10 protein-coding genes are annotated in these 16,399 nt (G+C 72.2%); 3 read left to right on the top strand and 7 right to left on the bottom strand.

Translation table 11 applies throughout. From position 1 onward, the window contains the following. Positions 1-39 precede the first annotated feature (39 nt). Complete coding sequence (locus O7542_RS07630) at positions 40-1,695, top strand: ricin-type beta-trefoil lectin domain protein (protein WP_210870418.1); 1,656 nt, start codon at positions 40-42, stop codon at positions 1,693-1,695. Between the two features lie 59 nt (positions 1,696-1,754). Here O7542_RS07630 and mmsB read toward each other — a convergent pair whose 3' ends face one another. The 7 genes from mmsB to rph all read right to left on the bottom strand — a co-directional run bounded on the left by mmsB (position 1,755) and on the right by rph (position 11,628). Then, positions 1,755-3,002: a multiple monosaccharide ABC transporter permease gene (gene mmsB / locus O7542_RS07625; protein ID WP_043323303.1), complete on the bottom strand. Its 1,248-nt coding sequence runs from the start codon at positions 3,000-3,002 to the stop codon at positions 1,755-1,757. Next, positions 2,999-4,537, bottom strand: a complete 1,539-nt coding sequence (gene mmsA, locus O7542_RS07620; protein WP_281605941.1) for a multiple monosaccharide ABC transporter ATP-binding protein — start codon at positions 4,535-4,537, stop codon at positions 2,999-3,001. Before mmsA ends, mmsB begins: the two co-directional genes overlap by 4 nt. Before the next feature lie 83 nt (positions 4,538-4,620). Continuing rightward, the gene (gene chvE, locus O7542_RS07615; protein WP_043323299.1) at positions 4,621-5,760 is read right to left on the bottom strand and encodes a multiple monosaccharide ABC transporter substrate-binding protein; all 1,140 of its coding nucleotides are present in this window, start codon (positions 5,758-5,760) and stop codon (positions 4,621-4,623) included. Positions 5,761-5,955: 195 nt separating this feature from the next. Then, a complete protein-coding gene (locus tag O7542_RS07610) occupies positions 5,956-7,308 on the bottom strand; it encodes an endo-1,4-beta-xylanase (RefSeq protein ID WP_281605940.1) in 1,353 nt (450 codons plus the stop codon). A 171-nt stretch (positions 7,309-7,479) separates the two neighbouring features. Then, positions 7,480-8,574 carry a 12-oxophytodienoate reductase gene (locus O7542_RS07605; RefSeq protein WP_187694108.1) on the bottom strand — a complete coding sequence of 365 codons (1,095 nt, stop codon included), beginning with the start codon at positions 8,572-8,574 and terminating at the stop codon, positions 7,480-7,482. Positions 8,575-8,616: 42 nt separating this feature from the next. Continuing rightward, complete coding sequence (locus tag O7542_RS07600; RefSeq protein ID WP_043323294.1) at positions 8,617-8,985, bottom strand: MerR family transcriptional regulator; 369 nt, start codon at positions 8,983-8,985, stop codon at positions 8,617-8,619. Positions 8,986-9,033: 48 nt separating this feature from the next. Beyond that, the gene (gene rph / locus O7542_RS07595) at positions 9,034-11,628 is read right to left on the bottom strand and encodes a rifamycin-inactivating phosphotransferase (protein ID WP_281605939.1); all 2,595 of its coding nucleotides are present in this window, start codon (positions 11,626-11,628) and stop codon (positions 9,034-9,036) included. 312 nt (positions 11,629-11,940) lie between these two features. On the opposite strand from rph, the gene O7542_RS07590 reads away from it, so the two are divergent. Continuing rightward, positions 11,941-16,095 (top strand): SpoIIE family protein phosphatase, encoded by a 4,155-nt coding sequence (locus tag O7542_RS07590; protein WP_281605938.1) that lies wholly within the window; start codon positions 11,941-11,943, stop codon positions 16,093-16,095. Continuing rightward, a complete protein-coding gene (locus O7542_RS07585; RefSeq protein WP_043323291.1) occupies positions 16,092-16,391 on the top strand; it encodes an STAS domain-containing protein in 300 nt (99 codons plus the stop codon). Before O7542_RS07590 ends, O7542_RS07585 begins: the two co-directional genes overlap by 4 nt. Positions 16,392-16,399: the final 8 nt, after the last annotated feature.

The raw sequence follows: 16,399 nt of genomic DNA, 5'->3' as shown, positions 1-16,399 counted from the left end.
TACCGGCACGGACGGCGCCCGGCCACCGAGGAGGACCCAGTGCGCAGATGGACCCGACGGACGCTCGCCGTCCTGGGTGTCGCGGCGGTGGCGCTCGCAGCCACCGTCACCGACGGGGCAGTCGCCCCACGCCCGGCCCGGGCGCTGGACAACGGCGTCGCCCGTACGCCGCCGATGGGGTGGAACACCTGGAACACGTTCGGCTGCAACATCAACGAGACCCTCATCCAGCAGACCGCCGACGCGATCGTCGCCAACGGACTGCGCGACCTCGGGTACAAGTACGTCGTCGTGGACGACTGCTGGTTCAACCCGAACCGGGACGCGCAGGGCAACCTCCAGGCGCACCCGCAACGGTTCCCCAGCGGAATGAAGGCGCTCGGTGACTACCTGCACGCCCGTGGCCTGCTGTTCGGCATCTACCAGGTGCCGCTGGACAAGACCTGCGCCCAGGTCGGCGGCGCGTTCCCCGGCGCCACCGGCAGCCTCAACCACGAGTACCAGGACGCGCGGCAGTTCGCCGCGTGGGGCGTGGACTACCTCAAGTACGACTGGTGCTCCGGCACCGGGACGATAAACGACCAGGTGGCGCGGTTCGGCATCATGCGCGACGCGCTGGCCTCCACCGGCCGGCCGATCGTCTACAGCATCAACCCCAACAGCTACCACGCCAAGACCGGGCCGCAGCGCAACTGGAGCGACGTGGCGAACCTCTGGCGGACCACCGAGGACATCACCAACGCGTGGAACACCGGCCAGACCAACGGCTACCCGATGGGCATCCAGAACATCGTCGACGTCACGGTGCCCCTGGCCGGGTACGCCGCCCCCGGCGGTTTCAACGACCCGGACATGCTGGAGGTCGGCCGAGGGGGCATGAACGACACCGAGATGCGCAGTCACTTCGCGCTCTGGTCGATGCTGGCGGCGCCGCTGATGATGGGCCACGACGTCCGCTCGACGAACGCGGCCACGCTGGCGATCCTGCGCAACGCCAACCTGGTCGCGATCAACCAGGACACGCTCGGCCGCCAGGCGGTCCAGGTCTCCTTCGACGGCACCCGGCGGGTGCTGGCCAAGCCGCTGGCCAACGGAGACGTGGCGGTCGCCCTGTTCAACCAGGGCAGCTCGACCACCACCGTCTCCACCACGGCGGCGGCGATCGGCAAGAGCGGCAGCTCGTTCACGCTGCGCGACGCCTGGACCGACGCCACCTCCACCAGCACCGGCGCGATCTCCGCCAGCGTCCCCGCGCACGGCACCGTGGTCTACCGGGTCAGCGGCGGCGGCACCACGACCCCGCCACCGGTCCCGACCACGTTCCGGCTGCGCAGCGAGTCGTCCGGCCGGTGCCTCGACGTCGACAACGCCGGCACCGCCAACGGCACCGGCACGCTGATCTGGGACTGTCACAACAATGCCAACCAGCAGTTCACCGCCAACGGGCAGGCGTTGCAGGTGCTCGGCAAGTGCCTGGACGTGCCGACGAACGCGACCGCCGGCACCCGGGTGCAGATCTGGGACTGCAACGGCGGCACCAACCAGCAGTGGACCATCAACGGCAACGGCACGGTGAGCAACGGGCGCTTCCCGTCGCTGTGCCTGGACGTCGACAACGCGGGCACCGCCAACGGCACCCGGGTGATCGTCTGGACCTGCCACGGCAACGCCAACCAGCGGTGGAGCCGGGCGTGAGCGGCTGCGGCCGGTGAACGGCGGTCGGCCGGACGAAGGGGCGAGCGTCCGGCCGGCCGTCACCGGGCGCCGGCCGCCCGGCGCTTGTTCCAGATGTCGAACGCCACCGCCACGAGCAGGACGAGACCCTTCACCACCGACTGGACGGACTGGTCGACGCCCATGAGCTGCATCCCGTTGCTCATCACCGCCATGATCAGGCCACCCACCATGGCGCCGACCACGGTGCCGACCCCGCCGGTGACCGCCGCGCCGCCGATGAAGGCCGCCGCGATCGCGTCCAGCTCGAACATGTTGCCGGCGGCCGGCTGGGCGCCGTTGGACCGGGACGAGTAGATCACGCCCGCCACGGCGGACAGGAAGCCCATGTTGACGAAGATCCAGAAGTTGACCCGCTTCACCCGGACGCCGGACAGCATCGCCGCGGGCAGGTTGCCGCCGATCGCGTACACCTGCCGGCCGAACACGGTACGGCGGGTGAGCAGGCCGTAGATCAGCACCAGCACGGCCAGCACGATGAGCACGATCGGCAGGCCGCGGGCGTTGGCGAGCTGCCAGGCGAACCACATGACCACGGCGCCGACCACCACGATCCGCAGGACGAACAGCGGGAACGACTCCACCGGCTGCTCGTGGCGCACCCGGGCGACCCGGGTCCGGAACACGGCCACCGCGTACCCGACGACGGCGAACGCGCCGATGAACAGCGTGAAGGCGTCGTAGCCCTCGCCGCCCAGCAGTCCGTTGAGGAAGCCGGCGGCGACCCGCTGGTACTCCTCGGGGAACGGCGACAGCGAGATGTTGTCCAGCACCCGCAGCGTGAGGCCGCGGAACAGGAGCATGCCGGCCAGGGTGACGATGAAGGCCGGGATCCCGGCGTACGCGACCCAGAGCCCGTGCCACGCGCCGACCGCGACGCCCACCGCGAGCGCGGCCAGCACGCCGGCCCACCAGGGCATGCCCTCCCGGATGACGAGCACCGCGGAGACCGCTCCGGTGAGCGCCACCACCGATCCCACGGACAGGTCGATGTGGCCGCCGATGATCACGATGACCATGCCGATCGCGAGCACCAGGATGTAGGAGTACTGGAGCACGATGTTGGTCAGGTTGCCGGGGCTGAGCGAGACACCGTCGGTGAGCACCGCGAACAGCGCGACGATCACCACCAGGGCGATGTAGATACCGCTCTGCCGCAGGTTGCCGAGGATCAGCGTGCGCGGGTCGCTGGTGCCGGTGTGCAGGCTCGCGGCCGCGCCGGTGTCGGGCGCGGCGACCTTCTGGGGCGTGGGCTTCGTGCTGGTCATCGGACGAGATCCCTGTCCTTGGTCATGAGTTCCATCAGGTTCTCCTGGGTGGCCTCGCGCACCGGCATCTCCCCGGTGATCCGGCCGGCCGCGAGGGTGTAGACGCGGTCGCACATGCCGAGCAGCTCGGGCAGTTCGGAGGAGATGAGGACCACCGCCTTGCCCTCGGCCACCAGCCGGTTGACGATCGTGTAGATCTCGAACTTCGCGCCGACGTCGATGCCCCGGGTCGGCTCGTCGAGGATCAGCACGTCCGGGTCGGTGAACAGCCATTTCGCCAGCACGACCTTCTGCTGGTTGCCGCCGGAGAGCTTGCCCACCACCGACATCACGGTCGGGGCCTTGATGTTCATGTCGCGCCGGCCCCGCTCGGCGACCTGGATCTCCCGGTTGCCGTCGATCCAGCCGTTGCGGGCGAGCTTGTCGAGCGCGGCGGCCGAGATGTTGCCCCGGACGTCGTCGATGAGGTTGAGGCCGTAGTGCTTGCGGTCCTCGGTGGCGTACGCGATGCCGTTGGCGATCGCCTCGGCCACCGTGCGCGTCCGTACCTCGCGGCCCTTGACGTACAGGCGGCCGCTGATGTCGCGGCCGTAGGCGCGGCCGAACACGCTCATGGCCAGCTCGGTGCGCCCGGCGCCCATCAGGCCGGCGATGCCGACGACCTCACCGGCGCGCACGTGCAGCGAGGCCCGGTCGACCACCAGGCGGTCCTGGGTGGGGTGCCGCACCGTCCAGTCCTCGATCCGCAGCACCTCCTCGCCGGGGGTCACGTCGCGGGTCGGGTAGAAGGTGGCCAGGTCGCGCCCGACCATGCCGCGGATGATCCGGTCCTGGGTCGCGCCGCCGTCGGCCATGTCGAGCGTCTCGACGGTACGGCCGTCGCGGATGACGGTGGTCGAGTCGGCGATCGCCGTGATCTCACCCAGCTTGTGCGAGATCATGATGCAGGTGATGCCCTGGTCGCGGAGGCTGCGCATCAGGTCGAGCAGGTGCGCCGAGTCGACGTCGTTGAGCGCCGCTGTGGGCTCGTCGAGGATCAGCAGCCGCACCTTCTTGGACAGCGCCTTGGCGATCTCCACCAGCTGCTGCTTGCCGACGCCCAGCTGGATGACCGGGGTGACCGGGTTCTCGTGCAGCCCGACCGACCGCAGCAGCGCCGCGGCCTCGGCGTTGGTGCGGTGCCAGTCGATGAGCCCGCCGCGGCCCCGGCGCTCGTTGCCGAGGAAGATGTTCTCGGCGATCGACAGGTACGGCACCAACGCGAGTTCCTGGTGGATGATGACGATGCCGCGCGCTTCGCTGTCCTGGATGCCCCGGAAGCCGACCGGCTCGCCGTCCAAGACGATCTGGCCGTCGTAGCTGCCCGCCGGGTAGACCCCGGACAGCACCTTCATCAGGGTGGACTTGCCGGCGCCGTTCTCGCCGCAGATCGCGTGGATCTCGCCGCGCCGTACGGCGAGCGAGACGTCCTGCAGCGCGGTGACCCCGGGGAAGGTCTTCGTGATGCCACGCATCTCGAGGATGTGGTCGCTCATGGGTATCCGTCCTGCTCGTGGTCGTGGTGTCCGGAGCGGGGCGGGCCCGGTGGCGTACCGCGCCACCGGGCCCGCCGGCCGGATCAGCCGGCTCGGCCGGCGGCGACCTCCTGCTCGGTCAGGTAACCGGAGTCGATCAGGACGGACTTGATGTCCTCCTTGTAGACCGTCTGGACCGGCAGCAGGAACGCGGGCACGACCTTGACGCCGTTGTTGTACGCCTTGGTCTCGTTGGCCTTCGGCTCCTCCTTGCGCAGGAACGCCTCGGCGGCGATCACCGCCTGCTCGGCCAGCAGGCGGGTGTCCTTGAACACGGTGGAGCTCTGCACGCCGTCGTTGATGAGCTTGACGGACGCGACCTCGGCGTCCTGCCCGGTCACCACCGGCATCTTCTTGGCGCCGCCGCGGTAACCGGCGTTCTGCAGGGCGGTGATGATGCCCCGGGAGAGGCCGTCGAAGGGCGACAGCACGCCGTCGACCTTGCTGCCGTCGTTGTAGCTGGAGGTGAGCAGGTCCTCCATCCGCTTCTGCGCGGTCTCCTGCTGCCAGCGCAGGATGGCGGCCTGCTCGATCTTGGTCTGCCCCGACTTGACCTTCAGCGTCCCGGCGTCGAAGTACGGCTTGAGCGTGTCCATCGCGCCGTTGAAGAAGAAGCCGGCGTTGTTGTCGTCGAGCGAGCCGGCGAACAGCTCCACGTTGAACGGGCCGGTCGCGGCGCCCTTGGACCCGTCCTTGTTGAGCAGGCCGAGGCCGACCAGGAGCGCGTTGGCCTGCGCCACGCCCACCTTGTAGTTGTCGAAGCTGACGTAGAAGCTGACGTTGGGGCTGTTACGGATGAGCCGGTCGTAGGAGATGACCGGAATCTTCGCGGCCGCGGCGGCCTGGAGCTGGCCGCTGAGCGCGGTGCCGTCGATCGGGGCGATGACCAGCACGTCCGCGCCCTGGGTGATCATCTGGTCGATCTGCTGCGACTGGGTGGGGATGTCGTCCCCGGCGTACTGCAGGTCGACCTTGTAGCCCTTGGCCTGCAACTTCTCCTTCACCGAGTTGCCGTCGGCGATCCACCGTTCCGAGGTCTGGGTCGGCATCGAGACGCCGATCGTCAGGTCGCCGGGCTTGGCGGAGCTGGTGTCCGAGCCGCCTCCGGCGCCCTCGCCGCTGCACGCGGCCAGGCTGATCGCGAGCGCGGCGCCGCTGACTGCGGCCAGGATTCGTCTGCGCACGAGCGTCCTCTCCCCTCCGTGGGCCCCTGTGACACAGGTAACCGTCACGGCGAGTGTTAACGCTCACAAGTTGCCCCGTCAACCAATCGCGCGAAATGTGCATGTCTCTTTCTTGTAACAGAGACGGCGCTCCAGGTAGGACGCGACCGGACGTCGCGGGGGCGGCACGTCGTACCGCCCCCGCGACGCCTGCGCTCAGGAGGCGGAGCAGGTGGGCGTCATACCCGATCCGCTTCCGTTGCCCTGGAACCCGAACTCGGCACTCTGGCCGGCGCCGAGCTGGCCGTTGTAGTCGACGTTCGTGAACCGCACCGTGCCGCTGTTACCGCTCGCGGTGGCGCTCCAGGTGTTTGTGACGCTCGCGCCGCCCGGCAGCGTCATGGTGACGGTCCATCCCCGGGTGCCCGACGAGCCGGCTGTCACCTTCACGTTGGCGACGAAGCCACCGGTCCAGGAATTCAGCGTCACCGAGGCCGTACACCCGCCCTGACCCGGCGGTGGCGTGGTCGGGTTGTTCGGCGGCGGGGTGGTGGTCGGCGGCGGGTTGTTCCCGCCCGCGTTGAGCGCGTCGAGCACGGTGTTGTACGCCGCCTTCTTGTTGCCTGAACAGTCGAACAGCAGCGCGTTGTCCGAGCCGCGCCACGAGTCGCAGTCCCGCACGCCCCACACCGTGATGCCGGCGCAGCGCGACACCGCCAGGCAGGCCCGGGTGACGGCGGCGTAGATGTTCGCCTGGTTGCCGCCGGTCATCACGTCCAGCTCGGTGATCTGGACCTCCACGCCCAGGTCCGCGAACCGCTGGAGGTTGGCCTGGTAGTCACCGGGGATCGTGGTGCCCAGGTGCGACTGGAAGCCGACGCAGTCGATCGGCACGCCACGCGACTTGAAGTCGCGCACCATGTTGTAGATGCCGGTCGACTTCGCGTTGATGCCGTCGGTGTTGTAGTCGTTGTAGCAGAGCTTCGCGCCCGGGTCGGCGGCGCGGGCGGCCCGGAACGCGGCCTCGATCCAGTCGTTGCCGGTGCGCTGCAGGTTCGAGTCACGGCGCCCGCCGCTGCCGCCGTCGGCGAACGCCTCGTTCACCACGTCCCAGGCGTAGATCTGCCCCCGGAAGTGGGTGGCGACCTGGGTGACGTGGTTGATCGCGGCGTTGCGCAGCGCGCTGCCGGACAGGCCCTGCGCCCACGACGGCTGCTGCTGGTGCCAGAGCAGCGCGTGCCCGCGCACCGACATCCCGTTCGCGCGGGCGTGGCTGACCAGCCGGTCGCCACCGCTGTAGTTGAACCGCCCCTGCTGCGGCTCGGTGGCGTCCCACTTCATCTCGTTCTCGGCCACCACGGAGTTGAACTCGCGGTTCAGCACCGTGGCGTACGTGTTGTCGGACAGCTTGTTGGTGGCGACCGCGGCGCCGAAGTAGCGGCCCTTCTCGGCCGCCGCCGCGCGCAGCGTGGTGCCGGCGCTCGCGGCCGGCGCCAGGGCCACCGCCATGCCGGCGGCGAGCGCGCCGGCCAGGATGCCGGTGGTCAGCAAGGCTCTCTTTCGTCTCATGCGGATTCCTCTTCCGGGGGTTACGCGATGGTGGTGGTGCGACTCCCCCGACTCCGCGTCCGGTGACGGTGTCGGGGTACGACCAGCGCGGCTCGCCCGGTGAGCCTTGCGGCGCTCATGCCCTGCCATCGACTGTGAGCGATAACATCCCCCGGCGTCAACCCCTGGCGCCTACGGATAGACGTCCTCGTGCGCCTTGCGGTAGTCGACGATCTCGTCCAGCCGGCCGGCCGCGGCGTGCGTCACCCAGGCCGGGTTGCCGAGCAGCGCGCGGCCCAGCGCGACCAGGTCAAACTCCCCGTCCGCCAGCCGCGCGGCCAGGCCCGCCACCGACTCCGGGCCGCCCGCGCGCAGGAAGTCCCGGCGCAGCCCGACCGAGCCGACAGTGATCGACGGCAGACCGGTGAGACGCTTCGCCCAGCCGGCCAGGTTCAGCGGCGATCCGGGGAACGCCGGCTCCCAGAAGCGACGCTGCGAGGCGTGCAGCACGTCCGCGCCGGCCTCGGCGAACGCGCCGAGGATCCGCGCCAGCTCGGCCGGGGTCTCGGCGATCCGCGCGTCGAACGCCCGCTCCTTGAACTGGGAGAACCGCACGATCACCGGCCGGTGTGCCGGGACCTGCTCGCGCACCGCGCGGACCACGGCCGCCGGGAACGCCGCCCGCCGCGCCGGGGAGCCACCGAACGCGTCGGTCCGGCGGTTCGTGTACGGCCACAGGAACTCGTCCAGCAGGTAACCGTGCGCGGCGTGGATCTCGACCGCGTCGAACCCGGCCCGGACCGCCACCCCTGCCGCGTCCGCGTACGCCGCCAGCAGGACGTCCGCGTCGGCGGCGGTCATCGCGTGCGGCGCGGGGCGGCCCGGCTCGCGTACCCCCGAGGGGGTCCACGCCGGAGCGCCGTCCACCGGCTCGCGCAGGCTGCCCAGGTGCCACAGCTGCGCGGCGATCCAGCCGCCGGCGGCGTGCACAGCCTCGACCACGCCGCGCCAGCCGGCCTCGGCCGCGCCGGAAGTCATCCGTGGCACGGTGTCCTCGTGGCCGGCGCTGGGATGGTCCACCAGCACGCCCTCGGTGACGATCAGGCCGACACCCGCCGCGGCGCGGCGCCGGTAGTACTCGGCCATCTCCGGCGTCGGCACGCCGCCCGGCGCGCGATTACGGGTCATCGGCGCCATCACGAAGCGGGACGGCAACGACAGACCGGCGACGGTGACCGGCTCCAGCAGCGGCGTCACCGGCGATGCGGTGTCCAGTGTCGCGTTCATGCCCCGACGCTAGGAGTTGACACCGGTGTCAAGGGCAAGCGCTCAGGCGGCCGGATCCCGGGTGTCCTCGGTCACTGTCATGTCGGCCACCACGTCGTCGAGCACCGCGACGGCGTGCGCGAGCCGTGCCATCTCGGCGGTCATCCGGGCCCGCTCCTCGCGCAGCCTTTCGGTCAGCCACGAGGTGCGGATCTCCGGGTCGGTCACGCAGGGCAGCAGCTCGGCCATCCGGCGACTGCTCAGCCCGGCGTCGAACAGCCGCTGGATGAGCCGGACCCGGTCCACCGCCGACTCGGCGAAGACCCGCTGGCCGCTCGGTGTGCGCAGGGCGGCGAGCAGGCCCTGCTGCTCGTAGTACCGGATGGACCGGGCGCTGACCCCGGTACGCGCCGACAGCTCCCCGATCCGCATCGCGCCTCCCCGCTCGCCGGACCTCCATCATCGAGCATGCCGCGCCGGTCAGGACAGCAGCTCGACGTACCCGTCGGTGCCGTGCACGCGGATCCGCCCGCCGTCGGGGATCAGCCGGGTCGCGTCCGGCACCGCCACCACCGCGGGCAGGCCGTACTCGCGGGCGATCACCGCGCCGTGCGTCATCAGGCCGCCGATCTCCGTCACCAGTCCGGCGACTGCGACGAACAGCGGCGTCCAGCTCGGGTCGGTGTACGCGGTGACGAGGATGTCGCCCGGCTCCACGTCGGCCCGGGTCAGGTCCGTCACGACCCGCGCCCGCCCCTCGACCACGCCGGCCGAGACCGCCAGCCCGGCCAGGGCGCCCGGCGGCACGTCGTCGCGCCGGTACGAGCCGTCGAGGGCCTCGCCGTCGGAGGTGAGCACCCGGGGCGGGGTGAGCGCCTGATGCGCCCGGAACTCCCCGCGGCGCCGCCGGATCAGCCCGGCGTCGGCCCGCCCGGTGGCCGCGACCTCGCGGAACTCGTCGAAGGTGAGGAAGAAGACGTCCTCCGGACCGGCGAGCACACCGGCGCGCGCCAGCCGGCCGGCCTCGGCCGTCAGCGCCTGCTTGTAGACGGCGTAGCGGCTCACGATGTCGTACTTCGGGTACTCGCGGTAGCCGGCGAACGTGCGTACCCGGTCGATCATGCGTTGCGTCTCGGCGGCCTTGCGCTCACCGTCGGGCAGCGCGCGCAGGCGGTCCAGCACCTCCCGGGCCTTCGCCTCGGCCCGCTCCCGGCCCTGGGCGAAGCGGCGCGCGGCGGCGCCCGGGGTGAAGGTGCGGACGTTGTCCAGGATCAGCGGCACGAGCGTGGCCGGGCGCTCGCTCCACCGTGGCCGGGTGATGTCGATCTCGCCGACGCAGCGCATGCCGTACCGGTCCAGGTAGTCCTCGACGGCCGCGCGCGCCTGCGCGCCGCCGGGCAGTTTCGGCAGCTCGTCCAGGAACCCGTCGCCGGCGTGGTCGCGCAGGAACGCCACCACCTCGGGGTACGGCCGGATCACGTCGGCCACGTCGAGCAGCGCCAGCCCCATCTCGGCGGTGACGTTGCCGGGCGCGGACAGCGTGAGCGTGTCGGCGGCGTCGCGTTCGCCGAGCCACTCCCCCAGCTTGTCGTTGAGCCACCAGGCGGCCTGCATCCCGGCCATGATCACCTGGGCGCTCACCGGATCGGTGAGCACCCGCTTGTGCTCGGCGAACGCCTCGATCAGGAAGTCGAATAGCTCCGGTCCGCTGCGGCCCTCGATGTCGCGGCGCAGGGCGGCGAGGGACTCCCGGCTGCGCGCGACGAGGCCGGTGACGATCGCCGGATCGGTGTCGATCGGCGGTGGCGGCCCATCCGCGGGCGGGCCGGCCGGGGCCGGGTCCGGCGCGGCCGGTACGACGTCGCGGGCGAGGACCGTCTCCAGCGCGTCCCGGGTGAGCGGGTCGGCCCGGCCGATCATGCCCAGGAACGCGGTACGGCCCGCCGGGGTGGCCAGGTGCGGTGTGGCGTCGACGAACAGCCGGCCGCCCGCCTCGTGCATCGGCGCCATGGCGGTCAGCCGCCACATCGACAGGCCCAGCGGCTTCATCGCGTCGGTCATCATCTGCTGGTGGCCGACCGACAGGTAGACGTGGAACGTCCCGTCGGCGGCGGCAGCCGGCACCGGGAACAGCGTGGTGATCGGCCGGCTCTGCAGGATGTGGACGTCGTCCCCGGTCACCGCCCACTCGACGTCCTGCGGGCAGCCGAAGTACGCCTCGATCCGCCGGCCCAGCGCGGCGAGGCGTACCGCCTGCGCGTCGGTCAGCGCCGGCTGGGCCTGCCGCGCCGGGTCGACGGGCGCCTGCAGGGTGCCGCCGCCGGGCGCCGCGTGCACGGCCCGTGACTTCGCGCCGATCCGCCGGCCGACGACAGCGCCGTCGCGCACCGTGAACACGTCCGGGTTCACCAGGCCGGAGACCAGGGCCTCGCCCAGCCCGAAGCCCGCCTCCACCGAGACCACCCGCCGGTCGCCGGTGACCGGGTCGGCGGTGAACAGAACCCCGGCGGCGTCCGGGAAGACCATCCGCTGCACCACCACCGCCATGTCCACGGCGCGGTCGTCGATGCCGTGGCGCCGCCGGTAGGTCACCGCCCGGTCGGTGAACAGCGAGGCCCAGCAGCGGCTGACGTGCCGCAGCACCTCGGCCGTGCCGACCACGTTGAGGTAGGTGTCCTGCTGGCCGGCGAACGAGGCGTCCGGCAGGTCCTCCGCGGTCGCGCTGGAGCGCACCGCGTACGCGGCGTCCGCCCCGAGCGCGGCCAGCGCGGCGGTGACCGCCGCCGCGACGTCGCCGGGCAGGGCGGTCCGCTCGACGGCGCGACGGACCTCGGCGGCGGCCGTGCGCAGCGCCGCCGGGTCGTCCGCGTCCGCGCGGGCCAGCCGGTCCAGCGGGCCGGCCAACGCCGGCGTCCGCGCCACCAGCCGGAAGGCGTCCGTCGTCACGCAGAAACCCCTGGGTACGCGCACCCCGTCGATCCGCGTCAGCGCCCCCAGGTGCGCGCCCTTGCCGCCGACCGCGGCGATCCGCGCCTCGTCCACCTCGTGCAGTTGCCACACGTACCGTCCGGTCATGCCATGCCCCCGTTTTCGCAGCTCAACCCGCATCGGCCGATGATTCTGCGGCATCACCGGGGCCTTGCGGCAAGACCGGGGGTGCGATATACATTGATAGTGGCAAGGAGATCTGTCTCCTTGCCTTTCGTTATGCCGCAGCCTTTCATTTTGGCCGCACCACGAACCCCTGCCCTGACCCGCTGCCGTCACGTGAGTCAGATCTCCCCGCCCCGGGTGGAGTGCCGGGGGCGCGACGGGGCAAGAAGCGACCACGAGGCCGCGACGCGGCCCGGACGAGCGGGATCGGACGGGGTGGGGGAGACTCGGGCGATGAGCGGCGCTGACACCGACCCGCGTACGCGCGCCGACGTCTTCGCCGTCGACGGCGAGATCGGGCCGGACCTGGCGCGCGTCGACTGGTCCGCGCACCCGCTCGGGCCGCCGGACACCTGGCCGCAGAGCCTGCGGACCTCGGTGCGGATCCTGCTGTCCTCCCGGTTCCCGATGTGGATGGCCTGGGGACCGCAGCTCACGTTCTTCTGCAACGCCGCCTACCGGCGGGACACGCTCGGCCGCAAGTACCCCTGGGCGCTGGGCCGCCCGGCGAACGAGGTGTGGACCGAGATCTGGGACGACATCGGTCCCCGCGTCGACACCGTGCTGCGCACCGGCGAGGCGACCTGGGACGAGGGCCTGCTGCTGTTCCTGGAGCGGGCCGGCTACCGGGAGGAGACCTACCACACGTTCTCCTACAGCCCGCTGCGCGACGACGACGGCAGCCTCGTCGGGATGCTCTGCGTGGTCAGCGAGGACACCGAGCGGGTCATCGGCGAGCGGCGGATGACCACGCTGCGCGACCTCGGCTCGGACCCGAGCGTCATCCGCACCGAGCAGGAGACGCTCACGTTCGTCAGCCGCCAGCTGGCCCGCAACCCGCAGGACCTGCCGTTCACGCTCACCTACCTGTACGACCGCGACGGCGACGCCCGGCTGGCGGAGGCGACCGGGCTGCCGGCCGGTCACCCGGCGGCCCCGGCCACGCTGTCCCTCACCGACCCCGCCGCCCCGTGGCCGGCCGGCGCGCTCACCGAGGGCGACCCGGTACGGGTGACGCTCGACGGCCCGGCCTTCGCGGACCTGCCCGCGGGTGTATGGCCCGCCCCGCCGGCCGAGGCCCTGCTGGTGCCGCTACGGCAGCAGGGCGGCGCGCCGTACGGGTTCCTGGTGGCGGGACTCAACCGCTACCGGGCGCTGGACGACGGCTACCGCGGCTTCGTGGAGCTGACCGCCGGGCACCTGGCGACCGGAATCGCGAGCGCCCGCAGCTACCAGGCGCAGCAGCGGCGGGCCGAGGAGCTCGCCGAGCTGGACCGCGCCAAGACCGCCTTCTTCTCCAACATCAGTCACGAGTTCCGCACCCCGCTCACGTTGATCATGGGGCCGGTGGACGAGCTGCGCGGCCGGCTGCACGACGCCGACGAGCGGGTCCGCACGGAGCTGGACGTCATCCGCCGCAACGGGCTGCGCCTGGGCAAGCTGGTCAACAGCCTGCTCGACTTCTCCCGCATCGAGGCGGGCCGGATGCAGGCCCGCTACGAGCCGGTGGATCTGGCCGCGGTGACCTCCGACCTGGCCAGCCTCTTCCGGTCGGCGATCGAGCGCGCCGGCCTCTCCTTCGAGGTCGACTGCGCGCCCCTGCCCGAGCCGGTGCACGTGGATCGGGGCATGTGGGAGAAGGTGGTGCTCAACCTGCTCAGCAACGCGCTGAAGTTCACCTTCGACGGGACGGTGCGGGTGCGGATGGACGCCGAGCACGGGATGGCCGTGCTGCGGATCTCCGACACCGGCATCGGCGTCCCGGCCGAGGAGATGCCGCGCCTGTTCGAGCGGTTCCACCGCATCGAGAACGCCCGGTCCCGCTCCGGCGAAGGCAGCGGCATCGGCCTCGCCCTGGTCAAGGAACTGGTCTCGCTGCACGGCGGCGACATCGACGCGGACAGCACTGTGGGCCGCGGCACCACCTTCACCGTCCGGTTGCCGTTCGGCGCCGCCCACCTGCCCGCCGACGCGCTCACCCCGGCCGGCGCCGGCCGGGCGCCCGGGTCGGCCGAGCCGTTCGTGCAGGAGGCGCTGCGCTGGCTGCCCGCCGACCCGGGCGCCGTCGTCGGCGAGGACAGGCCCGCCGCCACGGACGGCCCGGTGCATCCGCTGCCCGGCGGCGCGCCGGCCCGCGTCCTGGTGGCCGACGACAACGCCGACATGCGGGAGTACCTCACCCGGCTGCTGCGCTCGGCCGGACACGAGGTGCACACGGTCGCCGACGGGCGTGCCGCGCTGGACGCCGCCCGCGCGCAGACGCCCGACCTGGTGGTCAGCGACGTGATGATGCCCCGGCTAGACGGCCTGCAACTGGTGGCCGCGTTGCGCGCCGATCCCCGTACGGCCGGCACCCCGGTGCTGCTGCTGTCCGCCCGCGCCGGCCAGGAGGCCTCGATCGAAGGGCTGGAGGCCGGCGCCGACGACTACCTGGTCAAGCCGTTCCCGGCCGCCGAGCTGCTGGCCCGCGTACGCGCCAACGTGGAGCTGGCGCGGCTGCGCAACCACCACGCGCGCTGGCGCACCGCGCTCGTCGACTCGCTGCAGGAGGCGTTCTTCGTCTGCGACGAGGACGGTGCCGTGGTCGAGATCAACGCGGCGTTCACCGACGTCCTCGGCTACGGGACCGAGGGCCTGCCCTATCCGCCGGTACAGCCGTGGTGGCCGGACCAGGAGGCCGAACCGGACGCGCACCGTCAGGTGGCCGCCGCGTTCTCGAGGCTGGTCGGCCAGTCCCGCGGCACCTACACCGTGCCGGTGACCCATCGCGACGGGCACCGGATCTGGATCTCTGCCGCGTTCAACCAGGTGGACGACCCGGACAGCGGCCGGCGGATGATCGTGGGCACGTTCCGTGACGTCACCGCCGAGCACTACGCGGTCCAGCGGGAGACCGCCCTGGCCGGGCTCGGCATGCGCCTGTCCCGGGCCGACGACCTCACCGACGCGCTGCACGGCGTGCTGGACGAGCTGCGCAAGCTGTGGCGGGCCGCGGGCGTGCTCACCGCCGTCTTCGGTGACCTGCCCACCCCCGACGTGACCGGCACCGACCCGGCGGCCCGGTGGGCGACGCTGCCCGCCAAACGCCGGCAGGCGTTGCTCGCGCTGCGCGACACCCCGCTGCTGACGCCGGTGGCGACACGCCGACACGGCGCCGGGATCGCAGTCGAGCACCCGCACGGCACCATGGCGCTCTGGATCGACCTGGGCGAGAAGCGGCCCTTCACCGAGCAGGACCAGACCCTGCTGGCGCTGCTGGCCGGCCACATCGGTCAGGGGCTGCACCGGGTGCACCAGATCGACCAGCAGCGGGAGACCGCGCTGGCCCTGCAACGGGCGATCCTCGGCCCGGCGCAACTGCCCGCCGGCTTCGCCGTGCGGTACGCCCCCGCCGCGGTGCCGCTGAAGGTCGGCGGCGACTGGTACGACACGGTGGAGCTGCCGGACGGGCGCATCGGCATCGTCGTCGGCGACTGCGTGGGACACGGGCTGCGGGCCGCCACCGTGATGGGGCAGCTGCGCAGCGCGTGCCGCGCCCTGCTGTTGCAGGACCCCAGCCCGGCCCGGACGCTGGCGGCGCTGGACCGGTTCGCCGCGCTGCTTCCCGGCGCGTCCTGCGCCACCGTCTTCTGCGGCGTCCTCGACCCGGTCACCGGCCTCATGCGCTACTCCAGCGCCGGTCACCCGCCGGCCATCGTGGTCGGCGCCGACGGCACTCCCCAGCTCCTGCAGCACGGCCGGTCCCGGCCGCTGGCCGTCCGCGCGGGTGAGGAACGACCGGAGGCGGAGGCCACGGTGCCGCCGCGCGCCACCCTGATGCTCTACACCGACGGTCTGGTGGAACGCCGCCGCCAGCCGATCACCGTCGGCATCGCCCGCGCCACCGACGCCATCCAGCAGGGCCACCACGCGCCGGTGGAGGTGCTCGCCACCGAGATCATGGATCGGCTCACGCCCGACGGCGGCTACCACGACGACGTGGCGCTGCTGCTCTACCGCCATCCCGGGCCGCTGGAGCTGGAGTTCCCGGCCGAGTCGACGCGGCTGGCCGAGGTGCGTACCGCGCTGCGAGGATGGCTGGACCGTTGCGGGCTGGCCCCGGCCCACGCCTACAACATCCTGGTGGCGGCCGGCGAGGCGTGCGCCAACGCGATCGAGCACGGGCACCGCGACAACCCCGGCGGGCGGATCCGGCTGCGCGCCGCCGCCACCGCGAACAACCTGCGCCTGAGCGTGACCGACAGCGGTCACTGGCGGGAGCGCGAGCAACCCCCCGATCCGCACCGCGGCCGGGGGCTCGTGCTCATGCGCGCACTGATGGACAGCATCAGCGTCACCCCGGGAGCGACCGGCACCACCGTCGACATGCAGGCGAGGATCACCGCATGAGCGCGTCCCTGACTCTCACCACGAGCGACCGTCCCGACGGCGTCCGCGTGCTGACCGCCGTCGGCGAGATCGACATGAGCAACGCGTCCTCGTTCGCCGACGCGCTGGCCGAGGGGGTACGGCCCGAGGGCGAACCCCTGGTCGTGGACCTCACGAAGGTCGAGTACCTGGACAGCGCCGGGCTGGCCGCGCTGTTCCCGCACGCCGACCGGATCGCGCTGGTCGCCGGTCCGCTGCTGGAGCCGCTGCTGACCATCTCCGGGCTGGCCGACCTCACCACGGTCCGCCGCGCCTGACGCCGTCG

This window comes from Micromonospora sp. WMMC264 (assembly GCF_027497275.1).
Classification (GTDB): Bacteria; Actinomycetota; Actinomycetes; order Mycobacteriales; family Micromonosporaceae; genus Micromonospora; species Micromonospora chalcea.
Note: the sequence above shows the minus strand (reverse complement) of the source record. Positions and strands in the feature narration are given on the sequence as shown.